Genomic DNA, 20500 nt, shown 5'->3' with positions numbered 1-20500 from the left:
TCTTAAATCACGCCACCAGCAAGGAGACGAACGCTAAAAACGCAAACCCAAAACCGGCCCAGGTCACGCGTGAAGTGGCGCAAAAACGCAGACGCGCCATGCTGTTTTCGAACAGGGCGATGACCAGCACGCCGAGAACCAGTTTGACGACGGCAATCACCAGCGCCAGCAGCAGCCCACCCAAGGTGAAGGTTTCCATCTGTCCCCACGGCAGGAACACGCCAACGAACATTTGCAGAACGACCAGTTGCTTAAGGCTAATGCCCCATTTCAGCACCGCAAAACCGCTGCCGCTGTATTCGGTCAATGGACCTTCCTGCAGCTCCTGCTCTGCCTCTGCCAGATCGAACGGCAGTTTGCCCATTTCGATAAAGGTGGCGAAAGCACAGGCGCACAGCGCCAGAATCAACGGAATGCTGCGTGCAGCAGGCCAGTGATAAATGGTATCGGCGATATTGCTGATATGCGTTGAGCCAGCAACCTGCGCCGCTACCCACAGACCCAGCAGCAGGATAGGTTCAACCAGCACGCCGAGCATCGCTTCGCGGCTGGCGCCAATAGCGGTAAACGGGCTACCGGTATCCAGGCCCGCGATAGAGAAGAAGAATCGGGCGATGGCGAACAGGTAAATTAAGGTGATCAGATCGCCCAGTTGCGGCAGCGGTGAGCCAACGGTCACTACCGGCAACGCGGTGGCGATAGTCAGCATCACCCCCACCATCACAAACGGCGTCAGGCGGAAAACCCAACTGGAGTCCGCAGGCGCAATGCTCTGACGGCCCAGCAGTTTGATAATGTCGCGGTATTCCTGCAAAACGCCCGGACCGCGGCGATTGTGCAAACGCGCACGTGCCACGCGGGTAATACCGGACAGCAGCGGCGCAACGGCAAACAGCACCAGCGCCTGAATTAACGGATATAAAACACTCATTCTCAGGCTCCTCGTGAAACCACAATCACCACCAGTACCGCCAGCTCAATCAGCGCCAGGCGACGGAACAGCACCGGTGCAGCCGCATTCTGCCAGCCCGGAACCAGTGATACCGGATTCAGCCATTTGCGCAGTTTGAGTACCGGCGCAAAGGCTTCTTTCACCGGCATGGCAAAACCGTGTGCGGTAATGACCATTGACTGCTCGTGATCGTAACCACACACCCATGCCGCACCGCGTGAACGCGATGGCAGACGGTTGCCTTTGAAAATCGCCATGATGATGAACGGCAGCAGCGGACATGCGATCAGCAGCAGCGTGATCATTGGCTGAGAAACGGTGGTTTTCGCGGTTTCCAGCGGCAGCGGAACGGCAGCGGAGATCATCGGCAGCAGCCACGGCGCAGCAACGCCCCCAATCACGCAGCAGATAGCCAACGCGACTACGCTAACACCCATCAGAATTGGCGCGCAGCAGGCATTTTCAGCTTCCTTCGTGCGCGGTGCGCCAAGGAACGTAACCCCATAGACTTTCGCCATACACATCACCGCCAGCGCGCCGGTAATCGCCAGTCCTACCGCCAGCAACGGTCCTAACAGACGACCGACAAAAGCACCACTGTTGCCAAGCTTAAAGAAGGACTGGTAGATAACCCACTCACCGGCAAAACCGTTCAGCGGCGGCAGTGCGGCCATCGCCATCAGGCCAACCAGCATCGCCAGAGAGATAACCGGCATACGTTTACCGATACCGCCCAGTTTTTCGATATCACGATGACCGGTACGGAACCAGATGCTGCCTGCGCCCAGGAACAGAACGCTTTTGAACAGGCTGTGGTTTACCAGGTGGTACAGACCGCCGGTCAAACCCAGCGCAATCAGCGCAGGTTGATTCAGGGAAATTCCGGTTACGCCTGCGCCCAGACCCAGCAGAATAATGCCGATGTTTTCCAGCGTGTGGTATGCCAGCAGACGCTGAATGTTATGCTCCATCAGCGCATACAGACCGCCGACAAACGCGGTGATCATTCCCAGCACCAGCAGCGTAATGCCCCACCACAGCGGTGCATTACCGCCCAGCAGCGACAGGGAGAGAATACCCAGCAGCCCCACTTTCATGACGACGGTAGAGAACAGCGCCGCAGCCGGTGCGCTGGCGTTGGCGTGTGCCTGTGGCACCCATCCGTGCAGCGGAATAATCCCGGCCAGCAGGCCAAAACCCGCCACGCCCAGCAGCCAGATATCAGACCCGAGCGGCAGCTCCTGTGCGCGCAGGTCAAGCAGGCGCAGCTCCAGGGTGCCGTAGCGTTGCCACACCAGGTAGCAGGCAATAGCCAGCAGTAGCGTGCCGACACGGCCCAGCGCAAACCACAGTTTGCCCTCTTTGCTGCAGCCGGTGAGGAACACGGCACACAGCGCCATGATTTCCGCCATCACCACCAGCGTTCCGAGATTGCTGGCAACCACCGCACATACCGCCGCGGCCATCAGCAGATTCACCAGCAGCCCGTTGGCTTTTACCTGCGGATGACGATGCCAGTCAATGTTGTACAGGCTGACAAACAGGCCGCACAGGCCCAGCGTAATCAGCCAGATAGCGTTCAACGGGGTAATTTGCACACTGTGACCAATAAACGGCATCACGCCGCTTAAAGCCAGGGCATTAGTCAGTACGGTGAAACCCGCAGCCGCTGTACACAGGCTGCCAACCGCACCGCCAACCCCGGCAATCCAGCCGCTCAGCGGTTTGTGAAATGAAAACAGAAATGCCAGAACCGCAGCCGCCGTAAACCAGGCTACGCCGCTGTTAATCAGTGAAATTGCGCTCATTTTGCATCCCCACTCTGAGCCTGCTGAAACAAGGTGAGATCGCCGAAGTCGGTATTAAAAGTCAGCTCACGCTTACGTTTGCTGGCGCGGGCAATATCCACGTTACTCACCAGGTGCAGGGCTTTGGTCGGGCACATGCGTACGCAGGCCGGACCAAGCTCGTCAAAACTGCACAGATCGCATTTCACCGCGATGGCACGAATACCCGGAACCCAGTCCAGCAACGTGCTCACGCGGGCAGGCGCTGGCGGAGCCGGAGGCGCTTTTGGCGTATTGGCGTTTGCCGGGATATGCAGCGGACGGCTACCGGAAAACTCAATCGCGCCAAACGGACAGGCGATCCCGCACAGTTTGCAGCTTACACACAGGCTTTCATTCAGCTGCACGGCACCATCAACGCGATTAATCGCATTAACCGGACAAACGGTGGCGCAAGGCGCATCTTCGCAATGGTGGCAAAGCTGCGGGGCGGATTCTTTTTCATTTAACATCACTTTCAGGCGCGGCATTGACTGCAGGCCATGCTGGCGATGTGTCTCTGAGCAGGCGGCTTCACAGGTGTGGCAGCCGATGCAAAGAGTGGAGTCAGCAATTACAAAACGATTCACCAGGCATTCCTCAGGTGATAGTCATTTTTGACGAAAACATGTCTGGAAAATGTCATTTCGACATTTTTCGACATGCCCATTCCCTAAACGTCGTGACGCAGTATGAAAGTGCATCATGACAAAAGTGGGCACACCCAAGGCTTAAGCCGGGCTATGTCCCTCAATCAGCTGGCTTAAATTCACCGGCATATTGTTCTCAACCGCGGTATAGAGGCTGTCGTAGACGGTGGCGATTTTTTCGAGATAGTGTTCCAGCACCTGCTCGCGATCGCGGTTGCTGATACGCTCATCAACCTTACCGTCGATGGTCAACTCAGCCTGTGCAATCAGTTGCTTATCATCACCGTCTTTCGTTTCAACGTAGTACTCGATGGTGTGGCTGTTAAAGCCGTCCGCCAGCGTGACGTAGATAGTGAAGTGTTCAAAAAGGACGAAGCAGAGATCCTTGTCCGGAGCGCAGCTCATTGCATGATGCAAACGCGCTTTTGACAGGGTGATCCCCTGAACCAGCGAGTTGCAGTAAATACGCCACTGGTCCTGTAGGCGACGATGCCGTTCAGCGATGTAATCGGCTTTTTCGCTTATTTCCCAAATAGTCATGTCAGGTTACCCGTTTAGCAGAGATGAACAGCTTTAAGCACATTTCATGCCAAAATTAAAAACATTAATTTTCATATAGATAAAAAATCAAAGAGCGGTGACGACATGTCATTTCGTCATCGTCGTCATTGTCACGATAGAAAAAATTCAAGCTGGCATGTTTATTGCTTTTAATACGGCAACTTCATAGGAGGCGGTATGCACGAAATAACCCTCTGCCAACGGGCACTGGAATTGATTGAACAACAGGCCACGCAATACGGTGCTCAACGAGTAACTGGGGTCTGGCTCAAAATTGGCGCATTTTCTTGCGTAGAAACCAGCGCTCTCGCCTTTTGTTTTGATCTGGTATGCCGCGGGACCCTTGCAGAAGGTTGTAAACTCCACCTCGAAGAACAAGAAGCCGAATGTTGGTGCGAATCTTGTCAGCAATACGTCACCTTACTGACGCAACGCGTGCGCAGATGTCCGCAATGCAACAGCGATATGCTGAGAATTGTGGCCGATGACGGCTTACAGATTCGACGTATTGAAATAGATGAAACTCCAGCGCCGGATGCCGACGCCTAAGCGTCATCATCCGGCAACTGAAGTATCGCAAGTAATAAATCAGGAGTGAGCGATGTGTACGACATGTGGTTGCGCTGAAGGCAACCTTTATATAGAGGGTGATGAGCATAATCCCCACTCGGTGTTTCGCAGCGCGCCATTTGCCCCAGCGGCTCGTCCGGCGCTGAATATTACCGGGGTGAAGACCTCCAGTTTCACACCGAGCCAGACTGAAGAAGGCGATTTGCATTACGGTCACGGTGAAGCAGGCACCCACGCACCAGGCATGAGTCAGCGCCGGATGCTGGAAGTGGAAATTGACGTGCTGGATAAAAACAACCGTCTGGCCGAGCGCAACCGCGCCCGCTTTGCTGCCCGTCAACATCTGGTATTAAACCTTGTCTCAAGCCCAGGCTCCGGTAAAACCACGCTGCTGACCGAAACGCTGATGAAGCTCAAAGACAGCGTGCCTTGCGCCGTCATTGAAGGCGACCAGCAGACGGTTAACGATGCCGCCCGTATTCGCGCCACAGGTACGCCCGCCATCCAGGTCAACACCGGTAAAGGTTGCCATCTTGACGCACAAATGATTGCTGACGCCGCGCCACGTTTGCCGCTTGAAGACAACGGCATCCTGTTCATTGAAAACGTCGGGAACCTGGTTTGCCCGGCCAGCTTCGACCTCGGCGAACGCCATAAAGTGGCGGTGCTTTCCGTCACCGAAGGCGAAGACAAGCCGCTGAAATACCCGCATATGTTTGCCGCCGCGTCGCTGATGCTGCTCAACAAAGTAGACCTACTGCCGTACCTCAATTTTGACGTAGAAAAGTGCATCGCCAGCGCCCGGGAAGTGAACCCGGAAATTGAGATTATCCTGATTTCCGCCACCAGTGGCGAAGGCATGGACCAATGGCTCTCCTGGCTGGAGACGCAGCGATGTGCATAGGTGTTCCGGGTCAAATCCGCACCATTGATGGCAACCAGGCCAAAGTCGACGTTTGCGGTATTCAGCGCGACGTCGACCTGACGCTGGTCGGAAGCTGCGATGAACACGGTCAACCCCGTCTGGGCCAGTGGGTACTGGTCCACGTCGGCTTTGCCATGAGCATCATTAATGAAGCTGAAGCGCGCGACACGCTCGACGCGCTGCAAAACATGTTTGACGTTGAGCCGGATGTCGGCGCGTTGTTGTATGGCGAGGAAAAATAATGCGTTTTGTTGACGAATACCGCGCACCAGAACAGGTGATGCAGTTGATAGAGCACCTGTGTGAACGTGCCGCACACCTCCCCTACACTGCTGAACGCCCGCTGCGCATCATGGAAGTGTGTGGTGGTCATACCCACGCTATCTTCAAGTTCGGTCTCGACCAATTGTTGCCCGACAACGTCGAGTTTATTCATGGCCCGGGCTGCCCGGTATGCGTTCTGCCGATGGGCAGAATCGACAGCTGTGTGGAAATCGCCAGCCATCCGGAAGTGATTTTTTGCACCTTTGGCGATGCGATGCGCGTTCCGGGTAAACAAGGTTCTTTGCTACAAGCCAAAGCGCGCGGCGCGGATATCCGCATCGTCTATTCACCGATGGATGCGCTGAAGCTGGCGCAGGAAAACCCAACGCGTAAGGTTGTGTTCTTTGGCCTGGGTTTTGAAACCACAATGCCAACCACCGCCATCACCCTTCAGCAGGCAAAACAGCGTGACGTGCAGAACTTTTACTTTTTCTGCCAGCACATCACGCTTATCCCTACGCTGCGCAGCCTGCTGGAACAGCCGGACAACGGCATCGACGCCTTCTTAGCGCCGGGCCATGTCAGCATGGTGATTGGCACCGATGCCTATAATTTCATTGCTTCAGATTTCCATCGTCCGTTGGTGGTCGCCGGTTTCGAACCGCTCGATCTGCTGCAGGGCGTGGTGATGTTGATTGAACAGAAGATTGCCGCGCATAGCCAGGTTGAAAACCAGTATCGCCGCGTGGTGCCGGACGCCGGTAACCTGCTAGCGCAACAGGCCATCGCCGAAGTGTTCTGCGTCAATGGCGATAGCGAATGGCGAGGTCTGGGCGTCATTGAATCCTCTGGCGTTCACCTGACGCCAGACTATCAGCGCTTTGATGCCGAAGCGCATTTCCAGCCAGCGCCGCAGCAGGTGTATGACGATCCGCGCGCGCGTTGCGGCGAGGTATTGACCGGCAGATGCAAACCGCATCAGTGCCCGCTAATTGGCAAAACCTGTAACCCGGAGACCGCGTTTGGCGCCCTGATGGTCTCCTCAGAAGGCGCATGTGCCGCCTGGTATCAGTATCGTCAGCAGGAGTGTGAAGCATGAACAGCGTACAACTCGCCCACGGTAGCGGCGGTCAGGCTATGCAGCAGTTGATCAACAGTCTGTTTATGGAGGCTTTTGCTAATCCGTGGCTGGCGGAACAAGAAGATCAGGCCCGTCTGGACCTGGCACAACTGGTTGCAGAAGGCGATCGTCTGGCGTTTTCAACCGACAGCTATGTTATCGATCCGTTGTTCTTCCCGGGTGGCAATATCGGCAAGCTGGCCATCTGCGGTACGGCTAACGACGTGGCGGTCAGCGGCGCGATCCCTCGCTACCTCTCCTGCGGTTTTATCCTCGAAGAGGGTTTGCCGATGGAGACGTTGAAAACCGTCGTCAACAGTATGGCGGCGACCGCGCGTGAAGCAGGCATCGCCATCGTGACCGGCGATACCAAAGTCGTGCAGCGCGGCGCTGCAGACAAGCTGTTCATCAACACGGCCGGAATGGGGGCGATCCCCGCCAACATTCACTGGGGCGCACAGACCCTCGGCCCAGGCGATGTGCTGCTGGTCAGCGGTACGCTTGGCGATCACGGCGCAACTATCCTTAACCTGCGCGAACAGCTGGGTCTTGATGGCGAACTGGTCAGCGACTGCGCGGTATTGACACCGCTTATCCAGACGCTGCGTGATATTCCTGGCGTGAAGGCGCTGCGTGACGCGACCCGTGGCGGCGTAAATGCGGTAACGCATGAATTTGCCGCCTCATGCGGGTTTGGTATTGAGCTGTCTGAAGCGGCCCTGCCCGTGAAGCCCGCGGTGCGTGGCGTTTGCGAACTGCTGGGTCTGGATGCGCTTAACTTTGCTAACGAAGGCAAGCTGGTGATTGCCGTTGAGCGTCAGGCTGCTGAAACGGTGCTTGCCGCGCTGCGCGCACATCCGTTAGGACGCGATGCCGCAATGATTGGTGAAGTGGTAGAACGCAAAGGTGTGCGTCTTGCCGGACTCTACGGCGTGAAACGCACTCTCGATTTACCACACGCCGAACCATTACCTCGTATATGCTAACAGCCGGTTGGCAGCAAGCTGTAGGCCGGGTAAGACGCATTTGCGTCGACATCCGGCCTTAACGCTGCAATATCACCTGATGGCGTTTTGCCGATCGGGTCTACGGTTCGTGTAGCTGGACCAGTCCGGCAATAATTTACGACTTATACCTATAATTCATTTACCGTTTTCGCACCGTTCTGCGGTGCTTTTCCTGGAAAAGCAATATGTCGTATACACCGATGAGTGACCTCGGACAGCAAGGCCTGTTCGATATTACTCGTACATTATTACAGCAGCCCGACCTGCCGTCTCTCAGCGAGGCGCTTTCGCAACTGGTCAAGCGTTCAGCGCTGGCCGACTGCGCGGCTATTGTCTTATGGCAGGCACAAACGCAGCGTGCGCGTTATTTTGCGACGCGTGAAAATGGTAACCCCATCGATTATGAAGACGAAACGGTGCTGGCGCATGGCCCGGTACGCCGTATTTTGTCTCGCCCCGATGCGCTGCACTGCAACTATCACGAGTTTAACGAAACCTGGCCACAGCTGGCCTCTGGCGGACTGTATTCTAAATTTGGTCACTATTGCCTGCTACCGCTGGCAGCAGATGGGCGAATCTTTGGCGGTTGCGAATTTATCCGTAACGAAGACCAACCGTGGAGTGAAAAAGAGTACAACCGGCTGCAGACCTTCACCCAAATAGTCGGCGTCGTTGCTGAACAAATTCAAAGCCGGGTCAGCAACAATGTCGATTACGATCTCCTGTGCCGTGAGCGTGATAACTTTCGCATCCTGGTCGCCATCACCAATGCTGTGCTCTCCCGCCTGGATATTGATGAGCTGGTCAGCGAAGTTGCCAAAGAGATCCATCACTACTTCGACATTGATGCCATCAGCATCGTGTTACGCAGCGATCGCAAAAACAAGCTCAGCATTTATTCCACTCACTATCTGGATGAACATCATCCGGCACACGAACAAAGTGAAGTGGACGAAGCCGGCACGCTCTCTGAACGGGTCTTCAAAAGTAAAGAGATGCTGCTGATTAACCTGAGCGAACGCGATACCCTGGCCCCTTACGAAAGAATGTTGTTCGAAACCTGGGGCAACCAGCTACAGACTCGTGCCTGCTGCCGCTGATGTCCGGCAATAATATGCTCGGCGTACTTAAGCTGGCGCAATGTGAAGAGAAAGTATTCACCACCGCCAATCTCAAACTGCTGCGCCAAATCGCAGAACGTGTGGCGATCGCCGTGGATAACGCTCTCGCCTACCAGGAAATCCACCGCCTGAAGGAGCGGCTGGTCGATGAAAACCTGGCGCTGACTGAACAACTCAACAACGTAGAAAGTGAGTTCGGAGAAATCATTGGCCGCAGCGAAGCGATGTACAGCGTACTCAAACAGGTCGAAATGGTGGCGCAAAGCGACAGCACTGTCCTGATTCTTGGTGAAACCGGGACGGGTAAGGAGCTGATTGCACGAGCAATTCACAACCTGAGCGGACGTAACGCCCGTCGGATGGTGAAAATGAACTGCGCGGCAATGCCTGCCGGATTGCTGGAAAGCGATCTGTTTGGCCATGAGCGTGGCGCATTTACCGGGGCCAGCACGCAGCGGATTGGACGCTTTGAACTGGCGGACAAAAGTTCGTTATTTCTCGATGAAGTTGGCGACATGCCGCTGGAGCTTCAGCCCAAGCTGCTGCGCGTTCTGCAGGAGCAGGAGTTTGAACGTCTGGGCAGCAATAAGCTGATCCAGACCGACGTTCGCTTGATCGCTGCCACTAACCGCGATCTGAAAAAGATGGTCGCCGATCGCGAGTTTCGTAACGATCTCTACTATCGACTGAACGTCTTCCCGATCCATCTGCCGCCGCTGCGCGAGCGCCCGGAAGATATTCCGCTGCTGGTGAAAGCCTTCACCTTCAAAATTGCCCGCCGGATGGGGCGCAATATCGACAGCATTCCCGCCGAAGCCCTGCGTACGCTGAGCAACATGGAATGGCCGGGTAACGTGCGCGAGCTGGAAAACGTCGTAGAACGCGCGGTTCTGCTCACCCGGGGCAACGTGCTGCAACTGTCCTTGCCGGATGTAATCGCTATGGCGCCGTCTACGCCGCCGGTGGCGACCGAAGTCGCGCAGGATGGCGAAGATGAATACCAGCTGATAATGCGCGTTCTGAAAGAAACCAATGGCGTTGTCGCCGGTCCTAAAGGCGCGGCACAAAGACTGGGGTTGAAACGCACAACGTTACTCTCGCGCATGAAGCGCCTGGGCATTGATAAGGACGCACTGGTTTAACGGATTATTGCCCGATAGCGCTACGCTTATCGGGCCTACGCCACTGGTGCGTTTGTCTTTGTCGGCCGGATAAGGCGCAGCCGCCATCCGGCATAGAATTGCTAAATCACTTCTTCCGCTGGTATTTCTCGGGTAACTCCGGCACCGGACGTTTGTCATCAATCAGATGACGCACGGTCAGGATCGGATGACGCCAGAGCATTCTGGGTCCAGCCCAACGCATAATTTGCTTCATCTCTTCGCGTTTAGCGGGCTGGTAACAGTGCACCGGACACTGTTTGCAGGCCGGTTTTTCCTCACCAAATACGCATTTATCCAGGCGCTTTTGCGCATAGGCAAACAACGCATCGTAATGCCCCGGTTCATCTGAAGCCTGCGGACACTGGCTCTCATACAGCGAGATCATTCTCTGGATCGTCATTTTCTCACGTGCAATACGTTTGCCGGACATGATGCCTCCATAATTAAGTTGCATAAATAATACACCTTAACTAAGCGCAGGACTATTACCTGGCGGTGATACATTCCTTAGTACCCTACGCAAATAAGAATTATTTTCATTTGTTTATGCCATGTGCTATATAACATAGCAAAGGCTATATTCGATGATAAATTAACCACTTTGTTGTGAGGGATACTATGCCGCATCTGCCCCATCTGAAGTCATTTCTCCTTGCCTGCGTGTTCACGGCGCTTACGCTGTCACCTGCCTGGGCGAAAGAAAAGTTCAAAGTGATAACCACCTTTACGGTGATTGCCGATATGGCAAGCAACGTGGCAGGTGACGCGGCGGACGTCAGTTCCATCACCAAACCCGGGGCAGAAATTCACGAATATCAACCCACACCGGGGGATATTAAACGGGCGCAAGGCGCACAGCTTATTCTCTCCAACGGCCTTAACCTCGAACTATGGTTTGCCCGCTTCTACCAAAATTTGTCCGGCGTACCGGAGGTCATGGTCTCAAATGGCGTGCAGCCAATGGGTATCAGCGAAGGGCCATACAACGGCAAACCGAATCCGCATGCCTGGATGTCAGCGGAGAACGCGCTTATCTACGTGGATAACATTCGCGATGCGCTGATGAAATACGATCCCGACCATGCCGCAACCTACCAGAAAAATGCGGAGAATTATAAAGCGAAAATCCAGCAGACTCTGGCGCCACTGCATGCAGAACTGGCGAAGCTCCCTGCTGATAAACGCTGGCTGGTCACCAGCGAAGGCGCATTCTCTTACCTCGCGCGTGATAACGGCCTGAAAGAGCTGTATCTATGGCCGATCAATGCCGATCAGCAAGGCACGCCCAAGCAGGTACGCAAAGTGATCGATGCGATCAGAAAACATCAAATCCCTACCGTATTTAGCGAAAGCACCGTGTCCGACAAACCTGCGCGTCAGGTCGCCCGCGAGTCTGGCGCGTATTACGGCGGCGTGCTGTATGTCGATTCGCTCAGCGCTGCCGATGGTCCGGTACCGACCTATCTGGATTTACTGCGCGTGACGACAGAAACCATCGTCAGCGGCATCAACGACGGGTTAAGGAGCCAAAAATGAGTCAATCTGCGATTACCGTGAATCAGGTTACGGTGACGTATCGCAACGGCCACACCGCGCTGCGGGATGCCACTTTTCAGGTTCCGGGCGGCTCAATTGCCGCTCTGGTCGGCGTAAACGGTTCGGGAAAATCAACGCTTTTTAAAGCGCTGATGGGTTTTGTCCGGTTGGCGAAAGGGGAAATATCTATTCTGCAACAACCGGTTAATAAGGCGCTCAAACAGAATCTTATCGCCTATGTCCCCCAGTCAGAAGAGGTGGACTGGTCGTTTCCGGTACTGGTGGAAGATGTAGTGATGATGGGCCGCTTTGGCCATATGGGGTGGCTGCGTCGACCAAAACAAATCGATCACGACTGCGTGGATGCGGCGCTGGCGCGGGTAGATATGCTGGACTATCGCCATCGCCAGATAGGTGAACTGTCCGGCGGGCAGAAAAAACGCGTTTTTCTGGCAAGAGCCATCGCACAGGACGGGCAGGTTATTTTACTGGATGAACCCTTCACCGGCGTGGATGTGAAAACCGAGGCCCGGATCATCGATCTGCTGCGTGAACTGCGTGATGAAGGCCGGACTATGCTGGTCTCTACCCATAATCTGGGATCCGTCACCGAATTTTGCGATTACACGGTGATGATTAAGGGCACGGTGCTGGCAAGTGGGCCAACCGAAACCACCTTTACCCACGAGAATCTCGAGCTGGCATTCAGCGGCGTTCTGCGTCACGTCGCGCTGAGCGGCGGTGAACAACACGTGATTACCGATGATGAACGTCCGTTTATTTCGCGACGCGCGGCAAGCGAGGGGGAGCAATCATGAACTGGCTGACGGAGCCGTTTGGCTACCAGTACATGCTCAACGCCATGTGGGTTTCGGCGATGGTCGGCGGCCTGTGCGCATTTCTCTCCTGCTATCTGATGCTCAAAGGCTGGTCGCTGATTGGCGATGCGCTGTCACACTCGATCGTTCCAGGCGTAGCCGGAGCCTATATGTTAGGGCTTCCCTTCGCGCTGGGCGCATTTCTTTCCGGTGGACTGGCGGCGGGCAGCATGCTGTTTCTCAATCAGCGTTCACGCCTGAAGGAAGATGCCATTATCGGGCTGATTTTTTCGTCCTTTTTCGGTATCGGGCTGTTTATGGTGTCGCTTAATCCGATGTCGGTGAACATCCAGACCATTATTCTGGGTAACATCCTGGCGATTGCGCCGGAAGATATCCTGCAACTGGCGATCATCGGCGTGATTTCGCTGACCATTCTGTTTTTGAAGTGGAAAGATCTGATGGTGGTCTTTTTTGATGAAAACCACGCGCGGTCTATCGGTCTGAATCCGGGTCGGCTGAAACTGTTGTTTTTTACGTTGCTCTCCGTTTCCACGATCGCCGCACTGCAAACCGTCGGCGCCTTTCTGGTGATTTGCCTAGTGGTTACGCCCGGTGCGACGGCCTGGCTGCTGACCGATCGTTTTCCTCGCCTGCTCACCATCGCCGTGGCGCTCGGCAGCCTGACCAGCTTTTTCGGCGCCTGGCTAAGCTACTGGCTGGACGGGGCAACCGGCGGAATTATCGTCGTTCTGCAAACGCTGCTGTTCCTGCTGGCATTTGTCTTCGCACCAAAACACGGTCTGCTGGCAAATCGCCGCCGCGCCCGTCTGGTGAACAAGGAGCAAGTATGATCTTAACAACGCTGCTGGAACCTTTTCAGTTTAGCTTTATGGTTAATGCGCTGGTCATCTCTACCATCGTCGCAGTGCCTTGCGCGCTGCTGTCGGTATTTTTAGTACTCAAAGGCTGGGCGTTGATGGGCGATGCCATGAGTCATGCGGTTTTCCCAGGGATTGTCCTGGCGTGGATTGCGGGCATCCCGCTGGCAATTGGCGCGTTTATCGCCGGTCTGTTCTGCGCGGTGGCGACCGGATACCTCGACGATAACAGCCGCATCAAACGCGACACCATCATGGGTATTATTTTCTCCGGGATGTTTGGTGCGGGTCTGGTGCTGTACGTCTCTATCCAGTCAGAAGTCCATCTCGATCATATTCTGTTCGGCGACATGCTGGGCGTATCGTTAAGCGATATCATGCAAACCGCGGTTATTACTCTGGGGATCGCGCTTATCATCGGACTTAAATGGAAAGATTTGCTGCTGCATGCGTTCGACCCACATCAGGCAAAGGCCAGTGGGCTTAACACCGCACTGCTGCATTACGGCCTATTGTGCATGATCGCCCTGACGATTGTCGCCACGCTAAAATCGGTAGGGATTATTTTGTCAATTTCATTACTGATTGCACCTGGCGCCATCGCGATTTTAATGACGCGGAAATTTTCCCACGCCTTATGGCTTGCGGTGGCGATGTCGGTCATTACCTCATTTATGGGCGTGTACCTGTCATTTTTCATCGACAGCGCGCCGGCTCCCACCATCGTCGTACTATTTTCCCTGCTGTTTGTGATTACCTTTATTTATGCAACCCTGCGAGATCGGCGTTTAGAGAATCAGCTTCAGCTGCAGGATCCGTAAATTATTGGTCAGCTAATGTTCTTGATATTAATATAGCCTCCGCCAGGAGGTTATATTATCGGCAGATTACAGCATCGTGATAATACGTTTAAATAAACGGATTATAGATTACTCTAACGTGAACAACGGTTTTGGCTTGCCAATGTGGTATCCCTGTAACCACCCGACATTCATGTGTTCCAGGTGCATCTGGATTTCGGCACTTTCAACAAACTCGGCGACAACCTGCATACCTTTCATTGCCGCAACCCGGCAGAAAGATTCGATGATATAGCGACTAACCTCACATTTTATAATCCCACGAACGAAAGACCCATCAATCTTCAAAATATCTGCTTCAATGTTCATCAGGCGTTCATAGCTTGCAAACCCGGCACCGAAGTCATCAATCGCGATCCGACATCCCAATTGACGTAGTAAGCGTAGTGTATCCGCCGTGTGTTCTTTATCTGACAGGGTATCAGCCTCGGTTATCTCAAAAATAATCCGTTGCGGAATCACCACATATTCCTGCAACAACGCAGTTATCTTTGCAACGATACCTGAACGACATAGCGTCACTGGCGCCAGGTTAATGGAAAAACAACTCAGCGGATGGTAGCGCATGTACTTCAGGGTGTTCTCAATAACCCAAAGATCGATATCGGGTGCTAACCCTGTGTCGCGTGCAACCGACAGAAAATGGTCAGGGGAAAGAAATTCCCCGTGCTCATTGAGCATGCGGATCAATATCTCATGATAGGATTCATCACCACGAGTACTGACGATAGGCTGGGCCAGCAGGACAAAGGTATTGTGATCCAACGCGTTTTGCAGTGCAGCGCGAACATCCGTTGTATCGGTAGTAGGGTTGCCAAACAGTCGGCTATGCTGTGCCTCAAGGTTTTCCGGCCTGCCGTTGGTCATTGGCGATATGACTTTTGTTATTATTGGAGGGAACATCATATTCATATCAAATTAATAAATAAATACTAATTTATAGATAAAAATGGACATTCCGCGTAGCTGGCATCAGCGGTGAAGAAAAAGACAAAAACCAACATACTGATAATCAACAAAAATCACAAACCCAGTTTTTTCATTATCATTCCAGCTGAGTGCAAAAAAACACGTCAGATGCTTTTAATGTTAACTTTAACATACAAAAAAAGAGAGTTTCCCTCGCTTCATAATTATTTTTCCGTCACTCACTAACTCCTGCAATACTTTGTGGATAGCACTGCGTGAGATATGATTTCGAGCGAGAATGAATGTATACACAGATGTGTTTTCACGCATCTCAGGCTCCATCGACCAAATATATTTCAGGTGTTCAATAATCAATTCACGGATAGTACGATGCGATTGCAATTTTTCTCGTTGAAAATAGCGTTGCAGATGTAGCGTTAAAATATCAAATGCATGTTTCCAAAGATTCTTTGCAGTGAACAAAAGTTCGGCATTGGGTGCACTCATTGCCCACATTTCACAATCGGTATCACAACGTAAATAGTGTCCGGCAACTTCCGTACGCATTTGTGGCAAGCCGAGGATGGCCGGTGCAGATATACTTACCATCACTAAATCATTTTCCACACGATGAACAGAGACGGCCCCTTTCTCCAGAAACAAGATATTTCCATCACTCTTCAGATCAATACGCTGGCGTTTTTTGCGTAAGGACAGCCAGGCATTATCTGACTTTTTCATTTCATCACCAACAAGCACTACAGCATTTTCAATATCTTTCTGGAACATGGGACTCTCTACCGCAAATTATGGCTTTGTCAAAACGAGGGTGGAATTTTACTCAACACGAAAAATAAATGTCAGCTCACCAACAAGCTGACATTTATTCCCATCTACATCTACCACCGGCATTCCCTGGTGCCGTTGACGCGTTCAGACTCATGCTGTTTTCGCGTGGTGGCGCCAGGCAGTATATGACGCTGTCCATAAAGAATTAATGGCAATCATCTTTGTCGTTGTTATTTCATCTTTCTGTTCTTTTCAATGTAGCCAAAAAGATACAATACATTGATTTATATATAGTTTATTTTCATTAAAAAGTTATCATTGTTGTTATATTATGATACGAAATTGAAACACTTCGCGGTTCTCGCTGCAGGGTCGGGTCCATACTGGTGGTCTTTATGGACTAAGTGGTATCATGACTCGCCAACCGCCTGGCGCACCAGCAAGAGTAGAAACATCATGTCTGAGACTGGCAATGTCAGTTATCTGATTGAAAAAATAATAATATTTACGCCAGCTACACAATCTCTGGCGCGGATAGATCAACCCAATCAGCGGATAAAACTCAAACACTCGGCGTCATTATGTCTTTTATTACTTATTCAACATCGCGGGCAAGTGGTTTCCCAAAACGAACTACTGGAATTCGGCTGGGGTAAAAATCACCGCCAGGTGAGCTTCAACGCCTTTTATCAAAGCATTCTCTCTTTGCGCAAAAGTTTGCTGCAGCTGGAACTGGAGCAACCGCTTATCACCACGATCCCCCGCAAAGGGCTGATCATCCAGGAAGAGTTCAATATTCAGGTGATTGAAACTCCGGAGGAGAGCGTATCTTTTACAGCAGAACCTTTAGTGCCGGATGTCGCCATAGAAGAACTGTCAGATGACACAGCGCGCCAACCTTTGATAACCACTGCTGAAATGGTCATACTTGCCATTACCCTGATAATTTGTGTGCTTATAATGTATCCGTGGCAAACCAGTGATAACTATTTCTCCGGCTATATCACCGCAGACAACGCCCCCACTGACTGTCAGTATTATTTTAATAATGATGCCAGTAATTTCTCCCGACATACGGCATTTATCAACAAAAATCCTGGGCTGTGTCAGAGCCATAAATTTATCTATATCACCACCTACCCTGAATCCAAAAAATTATCTGTGCTTGTATGTCGCTCACCGATGAAAAACAGGCAGGAAAACACCTGTCAGTCGGTTTATTACCCACGGTATGATAGCTAATGAATTTTTATTCCCGAACGCCCCGCATCCAGACAGGTATTATCCTGCTGCTTTGTTTTGCTGCGCTAATTGTTACCGCTGTCTACCGGTACAGTAAAAACAATGGTCAGTTACATAATCTGACCTGTCGGTCTGCCATCGAGATTGTACGCAATACAAGCTCATTCCGAGGGATCATTGATATCAAAACCGGCGGCAGCAAAGGTATTGTGAATATTGATGGCATTATCAAAGATGCCGAAAATAATGAGCAGACCGTGCAACGCATGGTACTTTTTACACAATCCAGCTACGGCTCAAGCCCGGTTTGGATTTCGCAGAAAATCCAAATCTCCAATCGCGAAACAGCACCCGCCAGTCTCATTCAGGAACTCCTCCCCGACTTCTTCCTGACCAACACCAGCGTATCCAACGTCGATTTTTTTGCGCTGAATAGAGAGACGTATTTGATTACCAAAGAGGGGATCCCCTATCTGTACTGCCAGAATTATGCGTTGCCGGAAAATGAATAATCAATAAGCGTTCTGGCGGTAAAACCTACGGATGAATCTCAGTCGTTGTCGGTGATAAGATAGGCCATTCTGACCGAGCCAAAGCTCGTCGTTACTGCCCTTCAGACGGCTTTCGAATGACAAATTTGTGGGTTTATGTGAGTTTCCAGGGGCTCGCATGAGACGACCCAGGTACCCAAAAGATTAAAAAGAGCAAAAACGATATGAAAGAGTCACTTGATACGGACTTCACGAACCACACGCCGATGATGCAGCAGTATCTCAAGCTGAAGGCTCAGCACCCGGAAATACTGCTGTTTTACCGCATGGGCGACTTTTACGAACTGTTTTATGACGATGCGAAACGCGCGTCTCAGTTGCTTGATATCTCCCTGACCAAACGCGGCGCATCTGCGGGCGAGCCAATCCCGATGGCAGGCATTCCTCATCATGCGGTAGAAAACTACCTCGCCAAGCTGGTCAATCAGGGTGAGTCCGTTGCTATTTGTGAACAGATTGGCGATCCGGCGACCAGCAAAGGCCCGGTTGAGCGCAAAGTGGTACGTATTGTCACACCAGGCACCATCAGTGATGAAGCGTTGTTGCAGGAACGCCAGGACAACCTGCTGGCCGCCATCTGGCAAGACAGTAAAGGGTACGGCTACGCTACGCTGGATATCAGCTCCGGGCGTTTTCGTGTCAGTGAACCCGCTGATCGCGAAACCATGGCCGCGGAATTGCAGCGCACCAACCCCGCTGAATTGCTGTATGCCGAGGATTTTGCCGAAACCTCGCTGATAGAGGGACGTCGCGGCCTGCGTCGTCGTCCGCTGTGGGAATTTGAAATTGATACCGCCCGTCAGCAGTTAAATCTGCAGTTCGGCACGCGGGATCTGATTGGCTTTGGCGTGGAAAACGCCCCACGCGGATTATGCGCTGCCGGCTGTCTGCTGCAATACGTAAAAGATACCCAACGCACCTCGCTGCCGCATATTCGTTCCATCACCATGGAGCGTCAGCAGGACAGCATCATCATGGACGCCGCCACACGCCGCAATCTGGAAATCACCCAGAACCTGGCGGGCGGGGTGGAAAACACGCTGGCTTCAGTACTCGACTGCACCGTGACACCGATGGGTAGCCGTATGCTCAAGCGCTGGCTGCATATGCCGGTCCGCGACACCAAAATCCTCATCGAGCGCCAACAGACCATCGGCGCGCTGCAGGATACCACCAGCGAATTACAACCCGTGCTGCGTCAGGTAGGCGATCTGGAACGTATTCTGGCGCGTCTGGCCCTGCGTACTGCGCGCCCGCGCGATCTGGCCCGTATGCGTCATGCCTTCCAGCAATTACCCGAACTGCGCGCACAGCTGGAAAACGTAGACAGTGCCCCCGTGCAGATGCTGCGCGAGAAAATGGGTGAGTTTACTGAGCTGCGTGAACTGTTGGAACGTGCCGTCGTGGAAGCTCCGCCGGTGCTCGTACGTGACGGCGGCGTCATTGCCCCAGGCTACAATGAAGAGCTTGATGAGTGGCGAGCGCTGGCTGATGGCGCCACGGACTACCTCGACAGACTGGAAATCCGCGAACGCGAACGCACCGGTCTGGACACGCTGAAAGTAGGATTTAACGCCGTGCACGGCTACTACATTCAGATCAGCCGTGGGCAAAGTCATCTGGCGCCAATTAACTACGTACGCCGCCAGACATTGAAAAACGCCGAACGCTACATTATTCCGGAACTGAAAGAGTACGAAGACAAAGTTCTGACCTCAAAAGGCAAAGCGCTGGCGCTGGAAAAACAGCTGTATGACGAACTGTTCGACATGCTGCTGCCACACCTGGCTGATTTGCAACAGAGCGCCAGCGCGCTGGCGGAGTTGGACGTGCTGGTCAACCTCGCGGAGCGTGCTTATACCCTGAATTACACCTGTCCGATCTTCACCGATAAACCCGGCATTCGTATTACCGAGGGACGCCATCCGGTGGTTGAACAGGTGCTGACCGAGCCGTTTATCGCCAACCCGCTTAACCTCTCGCCTCAGCGACGAATGCTGATCATCACCGGCCCAAACATGGGGGGTAAAAGTACCTATATGCGCCAGACGGCGTTGATTGCGCTACTGGCCTATATCGGCAGCTACGTTCCGGCACAGAAAGTCGAGATCGGGCCTATCGATCGTATCTTTACCCGCGTGGGCGCGGCGGATGATCTGGCATCAGGTCGTTCCACCTTCATGGTAGAAATGACCGAAACCGCCAACATTCTGCATAACGCCACCGAGAACAGTCTGGTGCTGATGGATGAGATTGGACGCGGTACCTCCACCTACGACGGCCTGTCGCTGGCATGGGCATGCGCAGAAAATCTGGCGAATAAAATCAAAGCATTAACTTTATTTGCGACCCACTACTTCGAACTGACGCAGTTACCGGAGAAGATGGAGGGCGTCGCTAATGTGCATCTGGATGCGTTAGAGCACGGTGATACCATCGCCTTCATGCACAGCGTGCAGGATGGCGCGGCGAGCAAGAGCTATGGTCTGGCAGTCGCTGCCCTGGCTGGCGTACCGAAAGAGGTGATCAAGCGTGCGCGGCAAAAACTGCGCGAACTGGAAAGCATCGCGCCAAATGTTGCCGCAACCCAGGTCGACGGCACGCAGATGTCGCTGCTGTCAGTACCGGAAGAAACGTCACCCGCCGTTGATGCGCTGGAAAATCTCGACCCGGATTCACTAACGCCTCGCCAGGCGCTGGAGTGGATCTACCGGTTGAAAAGTCTGGTGTAGCAAAAAGAGCCCGATAGCAGTAG

The 20500-nt window shown here is 53.1% G+C and carries 20 protein-coding genes and 1 pseudogene; 13 read left to right on the top strand and 8 right to left on the bottom strand.

The window, feature by feature from the left end; translation table 11 throughout:
- Positions 1-7 precede the first annotated feature (7 nt).
- The 4 genes from O6D90_RS04995 to hycA form a co-directional block, all read right to left on the bottom strand.
- On the bottom strand, positions 8-931 hold the full coding sequence (locus O6D90_RS04995) for a respiratory chain complex I subunit 1 family protein (protein WP_016157320.1): 924 nt from the start codon (positions 929-931) through the stop codon (positions 8-10).
- Positions 932-933: 2 nt separating this feature from the next.
- Complete coding sequence (gene hycC / locus O6D90_RS04990) at positions 934-2760, bottom strand: formate hydrogenlyase subunit 3 (RefSeq protein ID WP_016157321.1); 1827 nt, start codon at positions 2758-2760, stop codon at positions 934-936.
- Complete coding sequence (gene hycB, locus O6D90_RS04985; protein ID WP_016154189.1) at positions 2757-3368, bottom strand: formate hydrogenlyase subunit HycB; 612 nt, start codon at positions 3366-3368, stop codon at positions 2757-2759. Before hycB ends, hycC begins: the two co-directional genes overlap by 4 nt.
- A gap of 141 nt (positions 3369-3509) precedes the next feature.
- The gene (hycA, locus tag O6D90_RS04980) at positions 3510-3968 is read right to left on the bottom strand and encodes a formate hydrogenlyase regulator HycA (RefSeq protein ID WP_016154190.1); all 459 of its coding nucleotides are present in this window, start codon (positions 3966-3968) and stop codon (positions 3510-3512) included.
- 198 nt (positions 3969-4166) lie between these two features.
- Between hycA and hypA the strand changes: the two genes are divergently transcribed.
- The 6 genes and pseudogenes from hypA to flhA all read left to right on the top strand — a co-directional run bounded on the left by hypA (position 4167) and on the right by flhA (position 10138).
- Positions 4167-4538 (top strand): hydrogenase maturation nickel metallochaperone HypA, encoded by a 372-nt coding sequence (gene hypA / locus O6D90_RS04975; protein ID WP_016154191.1) that lies wholly within the window; start codon positions 4167-4169, stop codon positions 4536-4538.
- 52 nt (positions 4539-4590) lie between these two features.
- Positions 4591-5463, top strand: coding sequence for a hydrogenase nickel incorporation protein HypB (gene hypB / locus O6D90_RS04970; protein WP_016157322.1), 873 nt, complete (start codon positions 4591-4593; stop codon positions 5461-5463).
- A complete protein-coding gene (hypC, locus tag O6D90_RS04965; protein WP_003037411.1) occupies positions 5454-5726 on the top strand; it encodes a hydrogenase 3 maturation protein HypC in 273 nt (90 codons plus the stop codon). Before hypB ends, hypC begins: the two co-directional genes overlap by 10 nt.
- Positions 5726-6847, top strand: a complete 1122-nt coding sequence (gene hypD, locus O6D90_RS04960; RefSeq protein WP_016157323.1) for a hydrogenase formation protein HypD — start codon at positions 5726-5728, stop codon at positions 6845-6847. The genes hypC and hypD overlap by 1 nt, the downstream gene beginning before the upstream one ends.
- Entirely contained in the window at positions 6844-7854 is a 1011-nt protein-coding gene (gene hypE, locus O6D90_RS04955) for a hydrogenase maturation carbamoyl dehydratase HypE (protein ID WP_016157324.1), read from the top strand. The genes hypD and hypE overlap by 4 nt, the downstream gene beginning before the upstream one ends.
- 206 nt (positions 7855-8060) lie before the next feature.
- Positions 8061-10138: pseudogene (flhA, locus tag O6D90_RS04950) on the top strand (formate hydrogenlyase transcriptional activator FlhA).
- A 106-nt stretch (positions 10139-10244) separates the two neighbouring features.
- Here the strand turns inward: flhA and O6D90_RS04945 are convergent.
- A complete protein-coding gene (locus O6D90_RS04945) occupies positions 10245-10589 on the bottom strand; it encodes a nitrous oxide-stimulated promoter family protein (RefSeq protein ID WP_003825888.1) in 345 nt (114 codons plus the stop codon).
- Between the two features lie 188 nt (positions 10590-10777).
- On the opposite strand from O6D90_RS04945, the gene O6D90_RS04940 reads away from it, so the two are divergent.
- From O6D90_RS04940 to sitD, 4 genes are read left to right on the top strand one after another with little or no spacing between them, the layout of a single operon-like run.
- Entirely contained in the window at positions 10778-11695 is a 918-nt protein-coding gene (locus O6D90_RS04940) for a metal ABC transporter substrate-binding protein (protein ID WP_016157326.1), read from the top strand.
- A complete protein-coding gene (gene sitB / locus O6D90_RS04935; RefSeq protein WP_016154198.1) occupies positions 11692-12513 on the top strand; it encodes an iron/manganese ABC transporter ATP-binding protein SitB in 822 nt (273 codons plus the stop codon). Before O6D90_RS04940 ends, sitB begins: the two co-directional genes overlap by 4 nt.
- Positions 12510-13367, top strand: coding sequence for an iron/manganese ABC transporter permease subunit SitC (gene sitC / locus O6D90_RS04930; RefSeq protein ID WP_016157327.1), 858 nt, complete (start codon positions 12510-12512; stop codon positions 13365-13367). The genes sitB and sitC overlap by 4 nt, the downstream gene beginning before the upstream one ends.
- The gene (gene sitD, locus O6D90_RS04925; RefSeq protein ID WP_016157328.1) at positions 13364-14215 is read left to right on the top strand and encodes an iron/manganese ABC transporter permease subunit SitD; all 852 of its coding nucleotides are present in this window, start codon (positions 13364-13366) and stop codon (positions 14213-14215) included. The genes sitC and sitD overlap by 4 nt, the downstream gene beginning before the upstream one ends.
- Before the next feature lie 108 nt (positions 14216-14323).
- On the opposite strand, the gene O6D90_RS04920 is transcribed toward sitD, so the two are convergent.
- Positions 14324-15121 (bottom strand): EAL domain-containing protein, encoded by a 798-nt coding sequence (locus O6D90_RS04920; protein ID WP_016157329.1) that lies wholly within the window; start codon positions 15119-15121, stop codon positions 14324-14326.
- 228 nt (positions 15122-15349) lie between these two features.
- Positions 15350-15952, bottom strand: coding sequence for a helix-turn-helix domain-containing protein (locus O6D90_RS04915; protein WP_016154202.1), 603 nt, complete (start codon positions 15950-15952; stop codon positions 15350-15352).
- 456 nt (positions 15953-16408) lie between these two features.
- On the opposite strand from O6D90_RS04915, the gene O6D90_RS04910 reads away from it, so the two are divergent.
- Positions 16409-17194, top strand: coding sequence for a winged helix-turn-helix domain-containing protein (locus O6D90_RS04910; protein WP_016157330.1), 786 nt, complete (start codon positions 16409-16411; stop codon positions 17192-17194).
- A complete protein-coding gene (locus O6D90_RS04905; RefSeq protein ID WP_016154204.1) occupies positions 17194-17706 on the top strand; it encodes a hypothetical protein in 513 nt (170 codons plus the stop codon). The genes O6D90_RS04910 and O6D90_RS04905 overlap by 1 nt, the downstream gene beginning before the upstream one ends.
- Positions 17707-17839: 133 nt before the next feature.
- Here the strand turns inward: O6D90_RS04905 and O6D90_RS26300 are convergent, their stop codons facing one another.
- The gene (locus O6D90_RS26300) at positions 17840-17938 is read right to left on the bottom strand and encodes a YqaE/Pmp3 family membrane protein (protein WP_157132060.1); all 99 of its coding nucleotides are present in this window, start codon (positions 17936-17938) and stop codon (positions 17840-17842) included.
- On the opposite strand from O6D90_RS26300, the gene mutS reads away from it, so the two are divergent.
- The gene (gene mutS, locus O6D90_RS04900; protein ID WP_016154205.1) at positions 17910-20477 is read left to right on the top strand and encodes a DNA mismatch repair protein MutS; all 2568 of its coding nucleotides are present in this window, start codon (positions 17910-17912) and stop codon (positions 20475-20477) included. The genes O6D90_RS26300 and mutS overlap by 29 nt on opposite strands.
- The last annotated feature ends 23 nt before the right edge of the window (positions 20478-20500 follow it).

Source organism: Citrobacter sp. 21OH12SH02A-Citro (assembly GCF_027919895.1).
GTDB lineage: Bacteria > Pseudomonadota > Gammaproteobacteria > Enterobacterales > Enterobacteriaceae > Citrobacter > Citrobacter braakii.
Note: the sequence above shows the minus strand (reverse complement) of the source record. Positions and strands in the feature narration are given on the sequence as shown.

What these genes read in the sequence shown, in the direction of transcription:
- O6D90_RS04995 (WP_016157320.1), bottom strand. Translation starts at nt 931, where the DNA reads ATGAGTGTTTTATATCCGTTAATTCAGGCGCTGGTGCTGTTTGCCGTT.
- hycC (WP_016157321.1), bottom strand. Translation starts at nt 2,760, where the DNA reads ATGAGCGCAATTTCACTGATTAACAGCGGCGTAGCCTGGTTTACGGCG.
- hycA (WP_016154190.1), bottom strand. Translation starts at nt 3,968, where the DNA reads ATGACTATTTGGGAAATAAGCGAAAAAGCCGATTACATCGCTGAACGG.
- hypA (WP_016154191.1), top strand. Translation starts at nt 4,167, where the DNA reads ATGCACGAAATAACCCTCTGCCAACGGGCACTGGAATTGATTGAACAA.
- hypB (WP_016157322.1), top strand. Translation starts at nt 4,591, where the DNA reads ATGTGTACGACATGTGGTTGCGCTGAAGGCAACCTTTATATAGAGGGT.
- hypC (WP_003037411.1), top strand. Translation starts at nt 5,454, where the DNA reads ATGTGCATAGGTGTTCCGGGTCAAATCCGCACCATTGATGGCAACCAG.
- hypD (WP_016157323.1), top strand. Translation starts at nt 5,726, where the DNA reads ATGCGTTTTGTTGACGAATACCGCGCACCAGAACAGGTGATGCAGTTG.
- hypE (WP_016157324.1), top strand. Translation starts at nt 6,844, where the DNA reads ATGAACAGCGTACAACTCGCCCACGGTAGCGGCGGTCAGGCTATGCAG.
- O6D90_RS04945 (WP_003825888.1), bottom strand. Translation starts at nt 10,589, where the DNA reads ATGTCCGGCAAACGTATTGCACGTGAGAAAATGACGATCCAGAGAATG.
- O6D90_RS04940 (WP_016157326.1), top strand. Translation starts at nt 10,778, where the DNA reads ATGCCGCATCTGCCCCATCTGAAGTCATTTCTCCTTGCCTGCGTGTTC.
- sitB (WP_016154198.1), top strand. Translation starts at nt 11,692, where the DNA reads ATGAGTCAATCTGCGATTACCGTGAATCAGGTTACGGTGACGTATCGC.
- sitC (WP_016157327.1), top strand. Translation starts at nt 12,510, where the DNA reads ATGAACTGGCTGACGGAGCCGTTTGGCTACCAGTACATGCTCAACGCC.
- sitD (WP_016157328.1), top strand. Translation starts at nt 13,364, where the DNA reads ATGATCTTAACAACGCTGCTGGAACCTTTTCAGTTTAGCTTTATGGTT.
- O6D90_RS04920 (WP_016157329.1), bottom strand. Translation starts at nt 15,121, where the DNA reads ATGACCAACGGCAGGCCGGAAAACCTTGAGGCACAGCATAGCCGACTG.
- O6D90_RS04915 (WP_016154202.1), bottom strand. Translation starts at nt 15,952, where the DNA reads ATGTTCCAGAAAGATATTGAAAATGCTGTAGTGCTTGTTGGTGATGAA.
- O6D90_RS04910 (WP_016157330.1), top strand. Translation starts at nt 16,409, where the DNA reads ATGTCTGAGACTGGCAATGTCAGTTATCTGATTGAAAAAATAATAATA.
- O6D90_RS04905 (WP_016154204.1), top strand. Translation starts at nt 17,194, where the DNA reads ATGAATTTTTATTCCCGAACGCCCCGCATCCAGACAGGTATTATCCTG.
- mutS (WP_016154205.1), top strand. Translation starts at nt 17,910, where the DNA reads ATGAAAGAGTCACTTGATACGGACTTCACGAACCACACGCCGATGATG.